The organism is Brevundimonas goettingensis, from assembly GCF_017487405.1.
Classification (GTDB): domain Bacteria; phylum Pseudomonadota; class Alphaproteobacteria; order Caulobacterales; family Caulobacteraceae; genus Brevundimonas; species Brevundimonas goettingensis.
Map to the genome: position 1 here is coordinate 2,674,563 of NZ_CP062222.1, position 17,127 is coordinate 2,691,689.

Below are 17,127 nucleotides of genomic sequence, written 5' to 3' on the forward strand. Positions count from 1 at the left end.
GGCTCCTGTGGATTTGACCGCCGCGCCATCGCGCGAAACGGAATCAGCGCTTACATAGGCCATCATGACCGAACCTCGCAAAGTCCGCCTCGCCATCATCGGATCCGGCCCCGCCGGCTGGACCGCCGCCATCTATGCCGCCCGCGCCCTGCTCAATCCGGTGATCATCGCCGGCATCCAGCCCGGCGGCCAACTGACCATCACCACCGATGTCGAGAACTATCCCGGCTTCGCCGAGGTCATCCAGGGGCCCTGGTTGATGGAGCAGATGAAGGCCCAGGCCGAGCACGTCGGAACCGAGATCATCGAGGATATCGTCGTCAGCGCCGACCTGTCGTCGCGCCCCTTCCGGCTGAAGCTGGATTCGGGCGCCGAGATGCTGGCCGAGACGGTGATCATCTCGACCGGCGCCCAGGCCAAATGGCTGGGTCTGGAAAGCGAGCAGAAATACCAGGGCTTCGGCGTCTCGGCCTGCGCCACCTGCGACGGCTTCTTCTATCGCGGCAAACAGGTGATCGTCGTCGGCGGCGGCAACACGGCTGTGGAAGAGGCGCTGTTCCTGACCAATTTCGCGGCCAAGGTCACGGTCATCCATCGCAAGAACGAGTTCCGCGCCGAAAAAATCCTGCAGGACCGTCTGCTGGCCAATCCCAAGATCGAGGTCATCTGGGACCATGCGGTCGAGGAAATCCTCGGCCAGACTGACGGCGTGGCGTCGAACGTCACCGGCGCCCGGCTGCTGAACATCAAGACGGGCGAGACCCAGGTCGTCGACGCCGACGGCGTCTTCATCGCCATCGGTCACGCCCCCTCGTCGGAACTGTTCCAGGGCCAGCTGGAGACCAAGGCCGGCGGCTATTTGGTCGTGAAGCCCGGCTCTACGGCGACCAATATCGAGGGCGTCTACGCCGCCGGCGACGTCACCGATGACATCTACCGCCAGGCCGTGACCGCTGCGGGCATGGGCTGTATGGCCGCGCTCGACGCCGTTCGCTTCCTCGCCGAGGAAGACCACGCCAAGGCCCACAACCCGATAAGCCACCACGAGGCCGAGAAGATCGGGGTGTGGTAGGCGCCTAGAGGTCGTAGGCGCTCGCCTCCGTCAGCTCTTCCAGCGCGTCCTGCGGGACCTCGAGCGTCGCGGCCTTCAGGGTGTCGTTCAACTGCTCCAGAGAGGTCGCGCTGACGATGGGCGCCGTCACGCCCGGACGGCTCAGCAACCACGCCAGCGACACCTGCGCCGGCGTGACCTCAAGCCTCTGGGCCACGCCGTCCAGCACCGCCAGAATGCGCACGCCGCGTTCGTTGAAATGGTCCTTCAGCGCCCCGCCTCGGCTGGCGGATTTGAGGTCGTCGGCGGTCTTGTATTTCCCGCTGAGGAAGCCGCTCTCGAGGCTGAAATAGGTGATCACGCCAAGGTTCTCCGCCACCGCATAGTCCTGCAGCTCGCCCTCGAAGGTCGAGCGGCTGTAGAGATTGTAGTGCGGTTGCAGCGTCTCGTAGCGCGGCAGCCCCTTCTCCGAGGCCAGGGCGGCCGCCTCCTCCAGCTTCGCCACGTCGTGATTCGAAGCGCCGATGGCGCGGACCTTGCCGGACTGTATCAGACCCTCGTAGGCGCGCAGGGTCTCCTCGGTCGGGGTGACCTTGTCCATCCAGTGCGATTGATAGAGGTCGATATAGTCGGTCTTCAGCCGCTTCAGGCTGGCGTCCACTGCCTTTTCGATCCATCTGCCCGAGAGGTCGTTGCGGGCGTCGTCGCCGTTCTGGCCCATGGACGAGCCGACCTTGGTCAGGATCAGGACGTCGTCGCGCTTGCCGCGCGCCTTGAGCCATTCGCCGATGATGGTCTCGCTCTCGCCGCCCGCATTGCCCGGGACCCAACGCGAATAGACGTCAGCGGTGTCGATGGCGTTGAAGCCGGCGTCGACGAAGGCGTCGAGCAGAACGAACGACCTGTCCTTGTCGATGGTCCAGCCGAAGACGTTGCCGCCGAAGATCAGGGGCGCGGTTTCAAGACCGCTCTTGCCGAGAGGACGTCTTTGCATGGGAAGGCTCCGTATCGGGGGAGCGTCTGACTTATGCCCGATCAGGCGACCCGCAACCGGCGCAGGGGCTTTTCTCAGGCGAAAAGCTGCAACTCAGGCGGTGCGTAATCGACAGGCTCGCCCTTGCGGCGGCGCAGGGCGTAGTCGACGGCGGTCTGGACCGCTCGTTCGTCAGCCGGCTTGGACAGGACGCCGATGGTGCCGGCGACACCTTCGCGCACCATACCGGGATTGGCGGTCATATAGAGGACCGTGACCCCGTCTTCCTGCGCCAGGGCGCGGCCCAGCTCGACGCCGGTGGGGCCGTCCGACAGGTGGATGTCCACGAGAGCCAGATCGACCTCCATCTCCCTGACCAGATTCCGGGCGGCGCGGGCGTCGGCGGCAGTGCCGACGACCTCGTGCCCGAGGTCCTCCAGGACGAAGCGCAGCTCCATGGCCACCAAGGCTTCGTCTTCAATGATCAGGATACGCGAAGTCATTCTTTCAGCTTGCTTGATCGACGCCCTGCGCCAAAACGCACAACGACCTTGCAGGTTTCACGCCATGCCGCATCAGATCGCCTTTTCGGCGGCCTTGCGTCTGGAGAGCGCGGTCGCGGGGAGGTCCGCTACGACGATCAAACCCTCCCGCGCCCAGATTCGTTCCAATTTTCCCGCCAGCTGACCTTCGACGGATATGGTCGCCAGCGAGGAGCCGAAGCCGACCCGCGTCGGGACGGCTGTGATGGGCGGCCCGCCCCTTTCAGTCCAGGTCAAGCGGAAGCGGTCGCCCGCCAGCCGGGTGTCGAGCGTGACCTGACCGCCGGGCTCCGACAGGGCCCCGTATTTGGCGGCGTTGGTCGCCAGTTCGTGGAACAGCAGGGCCACCGAGGTCGCGGCCTGGTCGTCGAACAGGGCGTCGTCGCCCTCCAGCACCACCCGCGCCGCGCCGGAGGTGTCCGCATAGGGTCGGAACAGAGCCTCCAGGAAGGCGTGCAGGGTCATGCCCCCGACCGTCGGGCGCGACACCTCCGTGTGAGGCCGCACGAACTCATGCGCCCGCGCCAAAGCCCCGATGCGGTTTCGCACGGCGGCGGCGAAGGCCTTGGCCTCGGGATACTCCCGCGCCGACAGGGCGATCAGGGCCGAGACGACCGCGAAAATGTTCTTGATGCGGTGGCTCAACTCCTGGCTCAGCAGTTCGGTGTTACGCTCGACCCGCTTCAGGTCATCGATGTCCGTGCAGGTCCCGAACCAGCGCACGATCTCCCCGGCCTCGTTGCGAATGGGCGTCGCCCGTCCAAGGGTCCAGCGATAGACCCCGTCATGCCGCCTCAGCCGGTATTCGATCTCATAGAGCTCCCCAGTCGCCAGCGAATTCCGCCAGACTTCCCAGGCGCGTGGCTGATCTTCCGGATGGAAGATGGCGTTCCAGCCCTCGCCGTCGGTCGAGCCGACCTCGACGCCTGTGAACTCGTACCAGCGGGCGTTATAGTAGTCGTGGAATCCGTCCGGCAGGGTCGACCAGACCATCTGGGGCATGGAGTCGGCGATGGCGCGGAACTTCGCCTCGCTCTCGGCCAGGGCCGCACTGGCCTCGGCCAGGTTGGCGTCCATCGCCTTGCGCTCGGTGATGTCGACGGCAAGGCCGGGGAAGCGTTCGGGCGCGCCGTCGGGGCCATAATAGACCTGCCCACGGGCCACGACCCAGCGTTCCGGCTGCCCCTCGACCACCAGACGGTATTCGCTGATGAAGGGCGTCCCATCCTGAATGGCGACCCGCATGTCCTCCATGCCCGGGCCGAAGTCATCGTTGTGGATCGCGGCGGTGAAGACCCGGATCGGGGCGCCGGCGGCGGCGACGGCCGGATCGACGCCGTACATGCGGGCGAACCGCTCGTCGGCGACGACCCGGTCGTTGACGATGTCCCAGTCGAAGGCGCCGACATAGTCCGAGGCGTTCATGGCCCGACGAGCCGTCTCTTCGCTCTCGCGGCGCTGGGCAAGCGCCCGGCGCAACTCCAGTTGGGCCATGGCCTGGCCCGCGAGCGTCTTCAGGGCCGAAGTCTGGAACTCGGTCAGCCCCTCTGGCCGGGGCTCGGTGTCGAGCACGCACAGGGTGCCAAGCGGCAGGCCTTCAGCGGTCTTGAGCAGCACCCCGGCGTAGAAGCGCAGATGGGCCTCGCCGGTGACCAGAGGATTGCAGGCAAACCGGGGATCCTGGGTCGCATCCGGAACGACCATGCCGTCCTGCATCAGCAGGGCGTGGGCGCAGAAGGAGGTCTCGAGCGGCGTCTCCCTGACGCCCAGCCCGACTTCGGCCTTGAACCACTGCCGGCCTTCATCGATCAGATTGACCACCGCGATCGGCGCCTCGCAGATCCGGGCGACCAGCTTCACGAGATCGTCGAACGACTCCTCGCGAGCGGTGTCGAGGATCGCATAGCTTCGCAGGGCGGTGATCCGCTCGGGCTCGCTCCACGGCTCGATCTGTTCGACGAGGTTTTCGGACACAAGAACGCCTTCTCCGGCGCCGGGCGCCACCGAGCCTTCTAAATGCAGAGCCTGATGGACCGTTGCAACCCGACCTTCGTCAGCTCCGCTGAATCTTCAGACGGCGCAATCAGTTGCCCGGGCGGCCGACTTCCTCGACCTCCATTGCCGTGGCGCCGGGCGCGACCACGACGCGCGCCGCGGGGGCCGGCGTCGCCTGCGGATGTTCGAAGGCGTTCATCCGGGCGTTGATGGCGGCGATCTCCTCGGGCGTCGGCGTTCGGCGGCCGCCCAGGCTGACCACCCCCACGACCCGGGTCTGGCCGTCGATCTGGACCGTCTTCATCCCGGTCGTCAGGGGCTTGCCGTCGGGCCCCATGACCACCGCCGGGGCGTCAGGCGCGGTCGAGGCGACGATCAGGCGCGGCCGGGCGAAGCGGGCCTCGTCGATGACCGGCTCCCGCGTCGCATAGCGCTGGTGGAAGGCGGCGGTCTCGCCATAGATCCCCTTCCAGCGATAAAAGATATGCGCGCCGATCTGGGTGATCTTGGCGAGCGTCGGCGACCACCAGGGATGGACATAGTCGGCGTGGTAGTGGGTCGCGGTCCCGACCTTGGTCGCGACGCGGCCAGCCAGCATGCGCTGGGCCACGGTGCGCGCCCGGTCCCAGGCCCAGCCGACTGGCGCCTGAGACAGAGCCCCGTCGCAGGTGAAGCTGAACTGGCAGCCGGTGTTGCGCTCGGCGCCCTCGAACACCACGCCGCAGATGCTGGACGGATAGTTGGGATCGCGGACGCGATTGAGGATGACCTGGGCCACGGCCTCCTGACCCTCGGTGCTTTCCAGCGCCGCCTCATAATAGATGCCCTGGGTCAGGCAGCGTTCGGCGCGCTTGCGGTCGGCCTCCGAGGCCGCGCGGAAAACGAACGGCAGGGCGGGCCGCAGGGCGCCAGAGGTCACCGGCATGGCGGCGTTCATCCTCTGGGCGTTCAGGCCGTTGGCGCCCAGCTCCAGCGTCGGCTTGCCGGCGAGCGTCAAACTCTCCCAGCCCGGGGTCAGACCATAGAGGGCGGCCTGCCTTTCGTTCGGATCGGCGCGGATCGCCTGGGCCAGTTGCGACGGCGTCATCCCCGCCGTCATCGCCGCCAGACCCTTGTCGGTCAGGTCCCCCCGGGTGGCGTGGGCCACGGCCTCGGCGGTGCGGTCCATGGCCGGCCGCGGCGTCGAACTGGCGGCCATGGCGACGCCGAGAGCGGCCAGCAGGGCGGGCGCCGCCGCGGCGATGCGGCGTCCCTGCGTCTTGACCCTGGTCCAGTCGATGGCGGTCATCAGGCTTTCGGTCGGCGGCGTCTGAAGGCAAGACGCCCGGAAGGTCGCGGCGAATGCCTGACCTTCCGGGCGATTTTCAGGCCACGGATTGCCGTTCGTTCAGACTCCTACTTGGCGCCGAGCGTCGAACGCAGCATCCAGGCGGCCTTTTCGTGGGCGGCCAGGCGCTGGGTCATCAGGTCGACCGAGACGTCGTCTCCGTCGTCCTCGGCCGTCTTGAGGGCCTGGCGCATGGTGGCGATGACCGTGCCATGGTCCTTGATCAGCTCGGCCAGCATGGCGTTGGAATCCTTCTCCGGATCGCCATCGACGATGGACGTCAGATTGCCGAAGGTGGCGTAGCCCTGGGGCGCGAACTCGCCCAGCGCCCGGATACGCTCGGCGATGGTGTCCAGAGCTTCCCACATCTCGCGGTACTGCTGTTCCAGCAGGCTGTGGATCGAGAAGAACTCGGCCCCGCGCACGTTCCAGTGATAGCCGTGGGTCTTCAGATACAGGGAATAGCTGTCGGCCAGCACCTTGGTCAGTTCACCGACGACGTCGGTGCGCTCGGCTTTGCTCAGGCCGGTGTTGATCGCTGCGGTCATGGGGAGCTCCGGGGTTCGGCGGTTCAGATATCAGAAGTTGCAGTTAGGCATTCCGAGGCCCGAATCCAACCCCGGCAAAGCTTGACGAGGCGACCGGAAACAGGGGCAAGGTGGCGCGTCGGACGTCCGGGAACGCGGAGCGACCGACAGCGTTGCAGCAACGTCGTGCGAAACTGGTCAAGATTGGTCGGAGCGCGCGATCGGGGGATGAATGGACGCAGCAGCGTTCCTCAGACGGATTCTGGCGACCGACACCCTTCTGGCGCGGCTGGCGCGATCACGCCCGCAGCCTGTCGGCGTCAACATCCTGATCGGCCTGGCCTTCTCCGCAGTCTTCCTGACCCTTCGCTGGGCGCTGCAGTCCTTCTATCCGGCCAATACCGGCTTCATGATCCTGTTGCCCGCCGTCATCCTGTCGGCCTTGGCGGCAGGGCGGAGTGCGGGTCTGTCGGCCATGGTCGCCAGCCTGATCGGCGGCTGGGTGCTGGTCGGCGCCTCGGGGGCGACGCGGCTCCTGGACCCGCAGGGTCAGGCTTCGACTGCCAACTTCCTTGTCGTCGGCGTCTTCGCGATCCTGGTCGCGGCCTCGCTGAGGAAGACCGTCCATTCGCTGGACGACACGGTCGCGGCCCTGAAGCGGTCCGACATCCGCATGGGTCAGACCGAGCTGGAGCTGGCCGCCATCATCGAACAGGCCTCGGCCGGCATCGCCCGGGTCAGCCTGGACGGGGTCGTCGAGACGGCCAACCGCCGCTTCGCCGAGATCCTGGGCACCACCGAAGCCCGGTTGATCGGGGCGCGGACCGGGGACGTCACCCATCCGGACGATATCGCCCCGACCCAGGCCCTGCTGGCCTCGGCCCTGATCGGCGGCGCGGGACAGATCGAGAAGCGCTACTTCCGCGACGACGGCTCGATCGTCTGGGCCCTGACCAGTCTGCAGCGGTTGCTGGGGCCGGACGGGAAGCCCAAGGGCTTCATCGCTGTCATCGTCGACATCTCCGAGGCCAAACAGACCGAGGCCGCCCTGCGCGAGAGCGAGGAGCGGTTCCGCCTGATGGCCGACACCGCCCCCTCCCCTGTCTGGCTGACCAATGCCGAGGGCGAGGTGGAGTTCGTCAACGCCGCCCTCGCCGCCTTCTACGGCGGACCGGCGCAAGAGGTGCTGGGCCATGTCTGGCGCAGTTCCCTGCACCCGGATGACGCGGCGGAGGTCAGCCGGGTTCAGGCCGACGCCCGCCCGCAGCACCAGCCCTACGGCTTCGAGGCCCGCTTCCGTCGCCACGACGGCGAATGGCGCTGGATGCGGGTTTCGGTCAATCCGCGCTTCGACGGACAGGACCGGTTCCAGGGCTATGTCGGGATGTCGTTCGATGTCACCGAGACCCGCCAGGCCATAGAGGCCATGGCGCGTCAGGCCCAACGCCAGCGCTTCGTCCTGACCCTCAGCGACACCCTGCGCGAATTCACCGACACCGATGACGTCATGTCGGTGGTCAACCGGGCGCTGGGTGAGCGGCTGGGCGTCAACCGCGTCGGCTTCGGCGAGCTGGACGCCGAGGCGGGGGTCTGGCGACTGGCGAAGGACTGGACGGCGGGCGTGGCGTCGAACCAGGGCGAATTGCCGATCGAGGATTTCGGCGCCTCGGTCAGGGACGAACTTTCGGACGGCGGGCTGGTGGCGGTAGACGATGTCGCCGCCGATCCGCGCACCGCGCCCGACCTGCCAGCCCACATCGCCATCCAGGCCCTGGCCTTCGTCGCCGTGCCCCTGATGCGCGGTGGCAGGCTCAGGGCCTTCTTCAATATCGCCTCGGCCCGACCCCGGGTCTGGACCGCCGACGAACTGGGCCTGATCGAGGAGGTCGCCGAGCGCGCCTGGGTCGAGGTCGAGCGCACCCGCGCCCAGGCCGAGGTCGTCGAGAGCGAGGCCCGCTTCCGCGCCATCGCCGACACCGCCCCGGTGCTGATCTGGGTGACCCAACAGGACCGCCAGCGCGCCTTCGTCAACCAGGCCTATGTCGCCTATATGGGCGGGGACTACGAAAGCGTCCGCACCGCCGACTGGCGCAGCTTCATCCATCCGGACGACCAGGATCATCTGGTGCGGGAATCGATGGCCGGAGAGGCCACCGGCCAGCCCTTCTCGCTGGAGGCCCGCTACAAGCATCACTCAGGCGAGTACCGCTGGCTCAAGTCCTTCTCGCGTCCGCGGCTGGGCCCCGGCGGCCAGGTGCTGGGCTTCGTCGGCGTGGCCTTCGACGTCACCGACGCGCGCGAGGCCCAGGCCGCCCTGGCCGAGTCCGAAGCCCGTTTCCGCACCGTCGCGGACAGCGCCCCGGCCCTGATCTGGATGACCGACGAGCGCCCCGGCATCGTCTTCACCAACAAACGCTACAAGACCTTCTTCAACGTCGACGCCGACCAGATCCGCGACGATCGCTGGATGGGCTTCATCCATCCCGATGACGTAAAGGTCTTCTCCCTCACCTTCCTTCGCGCCTTCAAGGCGAGGGACAAGTTCGAAGCCGTCATGCGGGTTCAGCACCCGACCTTCGGCCAGCGCTGGCTGCGCTCCGAGGGCGTTCCGCGTTTCGACGCGACCGGCGCCTTCCAGGGTTATGTCGGGGCCAGCCTGGACATCACCGACGCGAAACGCGCCGAGGACGACCTCAAACGCATCAACGAACTGCTGGAAGAGCGTGTCGGCGAGGCCCTCGCCGAGAAGGCCAAGGCCGAGGCCGACCTGATGCATGCCCAGCGGATGGAGGCGGTCGGCCGCCTGACCGGCGGAGTTGCGCACGACTTCAACAACCTGCTGACCGTGGTCATCGGCGCGCTCGACATGATCCTGAAGTCGCCGGACAACGCCGCGCGCCGCAAGAAGCTGGGCGAAGCCGCCCTGGCCGCCGCGCGTCGCGGCGAGGGCTTGACCCACCAGTTGCTGGCCTTCTCGCGCCGTCAGGCCCTGAGGCCCGAGCCGGTCGACCTCAACGCCCTGATCCAGGAGAGCGAGCCCCTGCTGCGCCGCGCCGTGGGCGAGGCCGTCGAGTACAGGATGAAGCTGAGGCGCGGCGGGGCGCGGGTGAGCGTCGACCCGGCCCAGTTCGAGGCCGCCCTGCTCAATCTGATGGTCAACGCCCGCGACGCCGTGGGCTCCAGGAGCAAGGGCCGGATCACCGTCCAGACGATGAGCTGTTCGGTCGAAGCCGGCGAGGTCGCCGAACTGGCGGCCGGCCAATATGTCTGCGTCACCGTCTCGGACAATGGCGCCGGGATGGACGCGGCCACCATGACCCGGGTGTTCGAACCCTTCTTCACCACCAAGGCGGTCGGCAAGGGCACGGGCCTGGGCCTCAGCCAGGTCTATGGCTTCGCGCGCCAGAGCGGCGGCGGCGTCCATATCGCCTCGACCGTGGGCCGGGGCACGGAGATCCGGCTCTATCTGCCGCCGCTGGACGCCGCCGAGGCGGTCGCCGCGCCCGAAGCCCGAACCGAGATCGACGCCATCCCCTCGGGCCGCCGCCTGCTGCTGGTCGAGGACGATACGGGGGTCGCGGCCATCGCCATGGAACTGCTGACCGGCCTCGGCCTCGACGTCGAGGCGGCAGAGACCGGACCCGAGGCCCTGGAGCGTCTGGCCGCCCGGTCGTTCGACGTCATGCTGACCGATGTGGTCATGCCGGGCGGGATGACGGGAATCGAACTGGCCCGGGTCTGCGCCGACCGCTATCCGGCCATGCCCATCCTGCTGACGTCCGGCTATGCGGGCGACGATGTGGACGAGGCGCTCAGCGACGCCCCCTGGCCCTTCCTGCGCAAACCCTATTCCGGCGACCAGTTGCGCCAGGCCCTTGGCGACCTCTTGCCCCTGTAGTGAAGCGCAAACGAAAACGCCGGCGAGGAAGCCCTCGCCGGCGTCAGTGTCTTCGATGAAGAGCCCTTAGCGCTGACGCGCCTTGCGGGCGGCGTAACGGGCGTCGCGCGCGGCCTTCTGCTCTTCCTTGGAAAGCTGCTTGCGCTCCTTGCGGGCGGCGCGCTTCTCGGCGTCGATAGCCTCCTGGCTGGCCATTTCCTCGGCCAGACGGGCGGCTTCCTTTTCGGCCTTCTCGCGACGCAGCTCGGCCTTGGCGAGTTCATGCTGCTGACGCAAGGCCTCTTTCTCGGCGGCGCGCTTTTCGGCCAGCTTTTCGAACTCGGGGTCGGGCGCGGCGGCCTTCGGCTTGAACTTGGCGAGCAGCGCCTTCTTGGCGTCCTGCTGGGCGGAGATACGGTCGTTGAAGCCGGTTTGTTTCAGATCTCGCATGCGTAGGGTCGGTTGTCCTTCAGACGGGTTCAGGTCACGCGGCGTCGCCGGGTGACAGCGTCGCGTCTCTTAGGGAGGGGCTCCGCCAGAACTAAGGCGAGCCGAGGCGGTGGGACAAAGCCGAAACCGAGCCGAAAAGCAAGGTTCGCCGTTATGCCAAAACGAAGACGGCGCCGATCCAGCGCGGATGGCGCCCCTTCGACCACAGGTCGATATAGGGACGCGAGCCGGAAAATCCAACCCGCCTGGCGGAGATCAGGGTCGAGTTCAGTGCGGCTTCTGCGCCTGCCCGATGGCCGTCCCCGCCGCTCCGCCAACGGCGGCGCCGACAGGGCCACCCACGACGGCGCCCGCGACGGCTCCGGTCGCGGCTTTTTGTTCGATGGTGTGTCCACAGGCGCCGAGCGCGAGGGTCGAGGCGGTCAGAACGGCGGCGGCGAAAGCGCGTTGCGTGGTGCGGATCATGCGTAAACTCCGGAATGGTCACGCTTAACGTCTCTTTAAGGGACACGGTTCCGCGATTCAGGACTTGAAGTCTAAAACCTCAAACCCCACCTCACGAAGACAACAGAGTTCAACGGCCTGAGTTTATGTCACAAACGGATCATCATCGCTGAGTTGATCAGTAAAAAGCCAATACAGTAAATAACGGACAGACTGGCGCGGATGTATCGTAGAGACACACGCCCCTGCCGCGAATGCCTTTTGATCCCCACAAATTGCTGCGACGCAGCGTCAGCTTGCGAATCAAACACATTGACGCCATAAACGGATGGCTTAAGGCGCTGCTTCGTCGACCGGCCGTTCGCTGATCGACGATTAACCACAGCCGGCTGCGACAAACCCGAAGAGGGACCTCGCCGGTCTGTGAAGACGACCCCGGGGGCTGCGTTTCTCGCCCTGCTGAACAGGACTACGCCTTTGTTTCATTCCGCGCAGACGCGTGCGAACACGCCTGTCGATCGTGCGGCCAGGATCCGGCCCGTCACGGCGGCTGCGATGTTCGGCGGCTTGGTGGGACTCGCGATCGGCTGCGCCTATATGGGCGGAACCGTAGCCAAGGCGACGACCCTGCGCGCGCAGGCGGAACGACTGGAAGGCGCCACCTCGGCGGGCTTCACCGAAGAGGCCCTCGCGGCCGCGGCCGGCGGGCTGGACGAAAGCGCCCTGACCATCGCCCGGCGCCACGACCCCTATACGGTCGCCGGCGGCGCCCAGCGCGACCGTCAGGCCGAATTGATGACCGCCCGTCTGGAACAACTGCGCGGCGAGCCGGCCGACAAGGCCCTGCGCCGGGTCAGCCTGACCACCGACGCCGCCCGCCCGTTCCGCATGGGCAATGCCCTGGACGCCTCGCGCGATCTCGAATGCCTGACCCAGGCCGCCTATTACGAGGCCCGTGGCGAAGGCCGCGACGGCATGCAGGCCGTGGCCCAGGTGGTCCTGAACCGCGTCCGCCACCCCGCCTTCCCCAAGAGCGTCTGTGGGGTGGTCTTCCAGGGCGCCGGCCTGCGCTCGGGCTGCCAGTTCAGCTTCACCTGTGACGGCTCGATGCGCGGTCGGGTGAATTCCATCGCCTGGAACCGCGCCCGCGACGTCGCTTCAAAGGCCCTGTCCGGCGCCGTCTTCAGCCAGGTCGGCACCGCCACCCATTTCCACACCACCGGCGTGTCCCCGGGCTGGCGCAACGCCCTGATCCAGGTCAGCCAGGTGGGACACCACCTCTTCTATCGCTTCGGCGGCCGTTCGGGCTCCAGCAACGCTTTCACCTATGCCGCCCGTCCGTCCGAGGATCGCCCGCAGCTGATACAGGCCAGCCTGGACCCCAGCGTTCCGGTGCGCCAGGCTGGTCAGGCCGTGGCCTATACGATGGTCCTGGCCCAGGAAGCCCTGACGGGCGAAACCACCAAGCCTTCGGAAAGCCGCCCCACAGCCCCGGCGACCGCGACGGCGGCTCCCGCGCCGGCCCCGGCCGCCACGCCCGCACCGCGCATCACGCCGGCCGAACGTCCTGCGACTCCGGCAACCTCGGCCGCCTCCGCCTCGGTCGCCGCGCCGCAAGCCTGATAGAGGCCTAGCGTTCCTGCACCTTCCAATGGTTGGTCAGGTTCTGCTTGAGATTGCCGTAGCGGCCCTGTTCGCCGAGATTCACGTCGGCGTCACCGGGTTGGCCCGACTGGGCCCCGGTCAACAGGTCGCGCCGGTCGTGCGACATCTTCAGATCCTCGACCGACAGATTGCCGGCCGCGGCGAAACTGCGTTGTTCCTTGGGGATTTTCAGCGGTTTGCTCATGACGACCTCCTTGATCTCTCAGGGAGTTAAACCCTCGGGACTCAAGGCTGTTCCGGAACACCGCTTTTCGGGAGTCCGGCGAAACCCTCAGATCGCGTCCAGGCCGACGTCCAGCGCCGCCGCCGAATGGGTCAGGGCGCCGACCGAAATCACATTGACGCCGGTCTCGGCGATCGCCCGCACCGTCGTCAGATTGACCCCGCCCGAAGCCTCCAGAACGACCCGCCCGGCGGTCCGCGCGACGGCCGCTTTCAGATCGTCGAGGCTGAAGTTGTCGAGCATGACGACGTCCGGCCCGACACCCTGATCGACGAGGGCCAGAGCCTCGTCCAGCTGCGCCAGACCGTCGACCTCCAGCTCGATCTTCATCAGATGACCGGCCATCTCGCGGGCGCGGCGCACGGCAGGCTCCACCCCGCCGCAGACGGCGACATGGTTGTCCTTGATCAGGATGGCGTCATCCAGGCCGAAGCGGTGATTGATCCCGCCGCCGCAGACGACGGCATGTTTCTCCAGCGCCCTCAGGCCCGGGGTGGTCTTCCTCGTATCCGCGACGCGGGCGCCGGTCCCCTCGACCGCCCGGACATAGTCGCGCGTCAGGGTCGCGACCCCGCACAGCCGGCCCAGCAGGTTCAGCGCCGTCCGTTCGGCGGACAGAAGCGCCCGGGCGTCGCCCTCGATCTCAGCCAGGACGGCGCCCGCCTCGAAGGTCTCGCCGTCGCGCACCCGGACCTCAACCGAGGCCTTCGGATCCATGGCCAGCACCGCCAGCCGCACGCAGTCGATGCCCGCCAGAACCCCCGCCTTTCTGGCCCCCACCACGGCCCGCATCCGGGCGCCGTCGGGGATACAGGCCTGTGCCGTGACATCGCCCGCCCTGCCCAGATCCTCGGCCAGGGTCGCGCGCACGACGGCGTCGATCATGATGTCCGGCAGCTGTCGCATGAGCCTATTCCGCAGCGAGGGTGACGACGCCCGCAGCGGTCAGTCTTACGCGGGTATGTTCGGCCTTGTGCTTCGTCAGCGGATAGTCCGAACGGAAATGCCCGCCCCGGCTCTCATGCCGCGCCAGGGCCGCCTCGGCGATCAGCCGCGCGGTGACCAGAGGCAGAGCCTCGCCCTGTTCGTCTTCCAGCCGACCGATCAGGGCCAGCAGACGGGTCAGGCCCGTTGCATCGCGGATCACGCCCGCATCGCGGCTCAGCCCCTGACGCAGCTCAAGCAGGGCCTCGGGCGACATATGGGCGACCGGCCCCGCGGCCGTCACAGGCTCGCCGCCCGCCGCCGCTTCCGTCGCCGCCGACCGCCCGGTGCGACGCCCGAAGGCAGCCGCTTCCAGCAGGGAGTTGGAGGCCAGACGATTGGCGCCGTGCACCCCCGTCGCCGCGCACTCCCCGACCGCGAACAGGCCCGGCAGGGTCGTGCGACCGTCCGGGTCAGCGGTGATCCCGCCCATATAGTAGTGAGCCGCCGGGGCTACCGGGATGGGGGTGACGCGCGGGTCGACACCCGCCGCCATGCAGGAGGCGAAGACCGCCGGAAACTCTTTCGGAAAATGGTCGCCGATGGCCCTGGTCGCGTCGAGGAAAGCGCCGCGCCCCTCGGCCCGCGCCCGGTGCACCGCCCGCGCCACCACGTCGCGCGGGGCCAGGTCTGCGTCATCGGCGGGGCCCAGAATGAACACGCCGTCCTTGTCGATAAGCCGCGCGCCCTCGCCGCGCAGGGCCTCGGTGGCCAGGGGCATGGGGTCGAGGCCGACGTCGATGGCCGTCGGGTGGAACTGCATGAATTCGGGGTCCAGCACCTCGGCGCCGGCCTTGTACGCCAGCGCCAGACTTTCGCCGAGCAGGGCTGCGGGCGTCGTGGTCGCGCCGTAGAGGCCGCCTGCCCCGCCGGTCGCCAGCACCACGACGGACGCCACCACTTCCACCAAGTCGGTGTCATGGCGTTCAATCAGGGCGCCGACCACCCGGCCGGTCGCATCCTGCAGCAGGCCGCGCAGACGTCCGTCTTCCCAGACCGTCACATGCGCCGCCGCACGCACCGACGCCACCAGCGCCGACAGGATCGCCCTGCCCGCGCCGTCGCCGCCGACCCGGGCGACACGCGCCATCGAATGCGCCGCCTCACGCGACACGGAGAAGCCGCCGTCGGCCTCGCGGTCGAAGGGCGCGCCCAGCGACGCCAGCCACTCCACCGTCGCCCGACCGTCGTCGGTCAGGACCTCGGCTGCATGGTGATCGACAAGCCCGGCGCCCGCCGCCTCGGTGTCCTTGAGGTGGAGGGCCGGGGCGTCCGTCGCCGACAGGGCCGCCGCGACCCCGCCCTGCGCCCAGGCGCTCGACGCCGACTGCAGCAGGGGCGCGGGACTGACGACCAGCACCTTCGCCGGCGCCGCCTCCAGAGCGGCCGAGAGGCCGGCGAGGCCGCCGCCGATGATCAGCGGGCCGTCGTGGGTGAGACGCGTGGTCATGCCCGAAACTCCTCGACCGCGGCTTCGATGACCTGCCTGCGGGTCTCATCGAAGGCGCAGAAAATAATCTCGTCGAAGGCATCCGGATGGCGGTCGACGAAGGTGAAGACAGCCTTCGCCGCAACCCGCGCCGCCTCGTCTTGGGGGTAGCCGAAGACCCCGGTCGAGATCGCGGGAAAGGCGACGGTGCGCAGGCCGTTATCGAGCGCGAGTTGGAGGCTTTCGCGATAGCAACTCGCCAGCAGAGCCGGCTCACTGGCCTGCCCGCCATGCCACACAGGCCCCACCGTGTGGATCACGTATCGGGCCGGCAACCGGTAGCCCTCGGTGATACAGGCCTGCCCGGGTTCGCAACCGCCGAGGCTTCGCCCCGCCGCCGCCAGTTCGGGTCCTGCCTTGCGGTGAATGGCGCCGTCGACGCCGCCCCCGCCCTGAAGGCTGGAGTTGGCGGCGTTGACGATGGCGTCCACGCGCAGGGTCGTGATGTCGGCGGCAATGACCTGCATCGCGGTCGTCTGCCGCGCCTCGCCCGACATCAGATCAGCTCCACCGCGACATGGTGCTTGGCCTTGACCATGTCGTAGCGGGCCGGGACGGCGGGCGGCGGCAGGTCGATCATCCGCTGTACGGCCAGGGCCGCCTTCGCGATCATCTCCTCGGGGACGGTGACCTCGTATTCCATGTTCAGCAGGCAGTCGCGGATATTCTCCAGCGTGATCCGCTTCATATAGGGGCACATGTTGCACGGCCCGATGAAGTTCACCTCGGGCACGTCGCCCTTGATGTTGGACGCCATCGAACATTCGGTGATCAGCACCACCTGCTTCGGTTTTTTCGCCATGACATAGTCGGTCATCGCCGCCGTCGAACCGGCGAAGTCGGCGGCCGACAGGACGTCTTCGGGGCATTCCGGGTGGGCCAGAATCTCCGCGCCCGGATAGGCGGCCCGCATCTCGGCGATGTCGGCGCCGGTGAAGCGCTCATGCACGATGCAGCGGCCCTTCCAGGCGATGATGCCGATGTTGGTCTGGGCCGCGACGTTGCGCGCCAGGAACTCGTCGGGGATCAGGATGACCTTGTCGACACCCCACTCCTTCGCGGCCCATTCCACCACCTGAACGGCATTGGCCGAGGTGCAGCAGATGTCGGTCTCGGCCTTCACATCGGCGGTCGTGTTCACATAGGTGACCACCGGCAGGCCCGGATAGCGCTGCTTGATCAGCCGCACGTCCGCGCCCGTGATCGCCTCGGCCAGCGAACAGCCGGCCTTCAGGTCGGGGATCAGGACGGTCTTGTCCGGCGACAGGATCTTGGACGTCTCGGCCATGAAGTGGACGCCCGCCTGGACGATCACCTTGGCGTTCGACCGCGCGGCCTCCTTGGCCAGGCCCAGGCTGTCGCCGACATAGTCTCCCACGCCGTGGAAGATCTCGGGCGTCATATAGTTGTGGGCCAGGATGACGGCGTCGCGCTCCTTCTTTAGCCGGTTGATCTCGACGATCAGCTCCGCCTGCGAGGGCCATTCGATCGGGGTGACGTGGTCCTTGACCTTCTCCCAGACCGGGGCGGTCTCGCGCGCCGTGCGCTCCGAAAGACCGAACATTCCATCCGCCATAGCG

The 17,127-nt window shown here is 67.8% G+C and carries 15 protein-coding genes; 3 read left to right on the forward strand and 12 right to left on the reverse strand.

Annotated elements, in window-relative coordinates:
* Positions 1–64: 64 nt before the first annotated feature.
* Entirely contained in the window at positions 65–1,072 is a 1,008-nt protein-coding gene (trxB, locus tag IFJ75_RS12985; protein WP_207868608.1) for a thioredoxin-disulfide reductase, read from the forward strand.
* A 4-nt stretch (positions 1,073–1,076) separates the two neighbouring features.
* Here trxB and IFJ75_RS12990 read toward each other — a convergent pair whose 3' ends face one another.
* From IFJ75_RS12990 to IFJ75_RS13010, 5 genes are all read right to left on the reverse strand, one after another.
* Positions 1,077–2,045: an aldo/keto reductase gene (locus IFJ75_RS12990; protein ID WP_207868609.1), complete on the reverse strand. Its 969-nt coding sequence runs from the start codon at positions 2,043–2,045 to the stop codon at positions 1,077–1,079.
* A gap of 74 nt (positions 2,046–2,119) precedes the next feature.
* A complete protein-coding gene (locus IFJ75_RS12995; RefSeq protein ID WP_207868610.1) occupies positions 2,120–2,527 on the reverse strand; it encodes a response regulator in 408 nt (135 codons plus the stop codon).
* A 72-nt stretch (positions 2,528–2,599) separates the two neighbouring features.
* Complete coding sequence (locus tag IFJ75_RS13000; RefSeq protein WP_225896814.1) at positions 2,600–4,540, reverse strand: PAS domain-containing protein; 1,941 nt, start codon at positions 4,538–4,540, stop codon at positions 2,600–2,602.
* Between the two features lie 109 nt (positions 4,541–4,649).
* Positions 4,650–5,849 carry a cell wall hydrolase gene (locus tag IFJ75_RS13005; RefSeq protein ID WP_207868612.1) on the reverse strand — a complete coding sequence of 400 codons (1,200 nt, stop codon included), beginning with the start codon at positions 5,847–5,849 and terminating at the stop codon, positions 4,650–4,652.
* Between the two features lie 107 nt (positions 5,850–5,956).
* Positions 5,957–6,436 carry a Dps family protein gene (locus tag IFJ75_RS13010; protein WP_207868613.1) on the reverse strand — a complete coding sequence of 160 codons (480 nt, stop codon included), beginning with the start codon at positions 6,434–6,436 and terminating at the stop codon, positions 5,957–5,959.
* A 211-nt stretch (positions 6,437–6,647) separates the two neighbouring features.
* On the opposite strand from IFJ75_RS13010, the gene IFJ75_RS13015 reads away from it, so the two are divergent.
* Complete coding sequence (locus IFJ75_RS13015; protein WP_207868614.1) at positions 6,648–10,313, forward strand: PAS domain S-box protein; 3,666 nt, start codon at positions 6,648–6,650, stop codon at positions 10,311–10,313.
* A gap of 66 nt (positions 10,314–10,379) precedes the next feature.
* Here the strand turns inward: IFJ75_RS13015 and IFJ75_RS13020 are convergent, their stop codons facing one another.
* A complete protein-coding gene (locus IFJ75_RS13020; protein ID WP_207868615.1) occupies positions 10,380–10,742 on the reverse strand; it encodes a DUF6481 family protein in 363 nt (120 codons plus the stop codon).
* Between the two features lie 267 nt (positions 10,743–11,009).
* Positions 11,010–11,207, reverse strand: coding sequence for a hypothetical protein (locus IFJ75_RS13025; protein ID WP_207868616.1), 198 nt, complete (start codon positions 11,205–11,207; stop codon positions 11,010–11,012).
* Between the two features lie 549 nt (positions 11,208–11,756).
* Here IFJ75_RS13025 and IFJ75_RS13030 point away from each other — a divergent pair.
* A complete protein-coding gene (locus IFJ75_RS13030; RefSeq protein WP_225897111.1) occupies positions 11,757–12,809 on the forward strand; it encodes a cell wall hydrolase in 1,053 nt (350 codons plus the stop codon).
* A 7-nt stretch (positions 12,810–12,816) separates the two neighbouring features.
* On the opposite strand, the gene IFJ75_RS13035 is transcribed toward IFJ75_RS13030, so the two are convergent.
* From IFJ75_RS13035 to nadA, 5 genes are all read right to left on the reverse strand, one after another.
* Positions 12,817–13,035 (reverse strand): hypothetical protein, encoded by a 219-nt coding sequence (locus tag IFJ75_RS13035; protein ID WP_207868618.1) that lies wholly within the window; start codon positions 13,033–13,035, stop codon positions 12,817–12,819.
* Positions 13,036–13,122: 87 nt separating this feature from the next.
* On the reverse strand, positions 13,123–13,980 hold the full coding sequence (nadC, locus tag IFJ75_RS13040) for a carboxylating nicotinate-nucleotide diphosphorylase (protein ID WP_207868619.1): 858 nt from the start codon (positions 13,978–13,980) through the stop codon (positions 13,123–13,125).
* A gap of 4 nt (positions 13,981–13,984) precedes the next feature.
* On the reverse strand, positions 13,985–15,508 hold the full coding sequence (locus tag IFJ75_RS13045; RefSeq protein ID WP_207868620.1) for an L-aspartate oxidase: 1,524 nt from the start codon (positions 15,506–15,508) through the stop codon (positions 13,985–13,987).
* The gene (locus IFJ75_RS13050) at positions 15,505–16,044 is read right to left on the reverse strand and encodes an O-acetyl-ADP-ribose deacetylase (RefSeq protein WP_207868621.1); all 540 of its coding nucleotides are present in this window, start codon (positions 16,042–16,044) and stop codon (positions 15,505–15,507) included. Before IFJ75_RS13050 ends, IFJ75_RS13045 begins: the two co-directional genes overlap by 4 nt.
* Positions 16,044–17,123 carry a quinolinate synthase NadA gene (nadA, locus tag IFJ75_RS13055; RefSeq protein ID WP_207868622.1) on the reverse strand — a complete coding sequence of 360 codons (1,080 nt, stop codon included), beginning with the start codon at positions 17,121–17,123 and terminating at the stop codon, positions 16,044–16,046. The genes IFJ75_RS13050 and nadA overlap by 1 nt, the downstream gene beginning before the upstream one ends.
* Positions 17,124–17,127 lie beyond the last annotated feature (4 nt).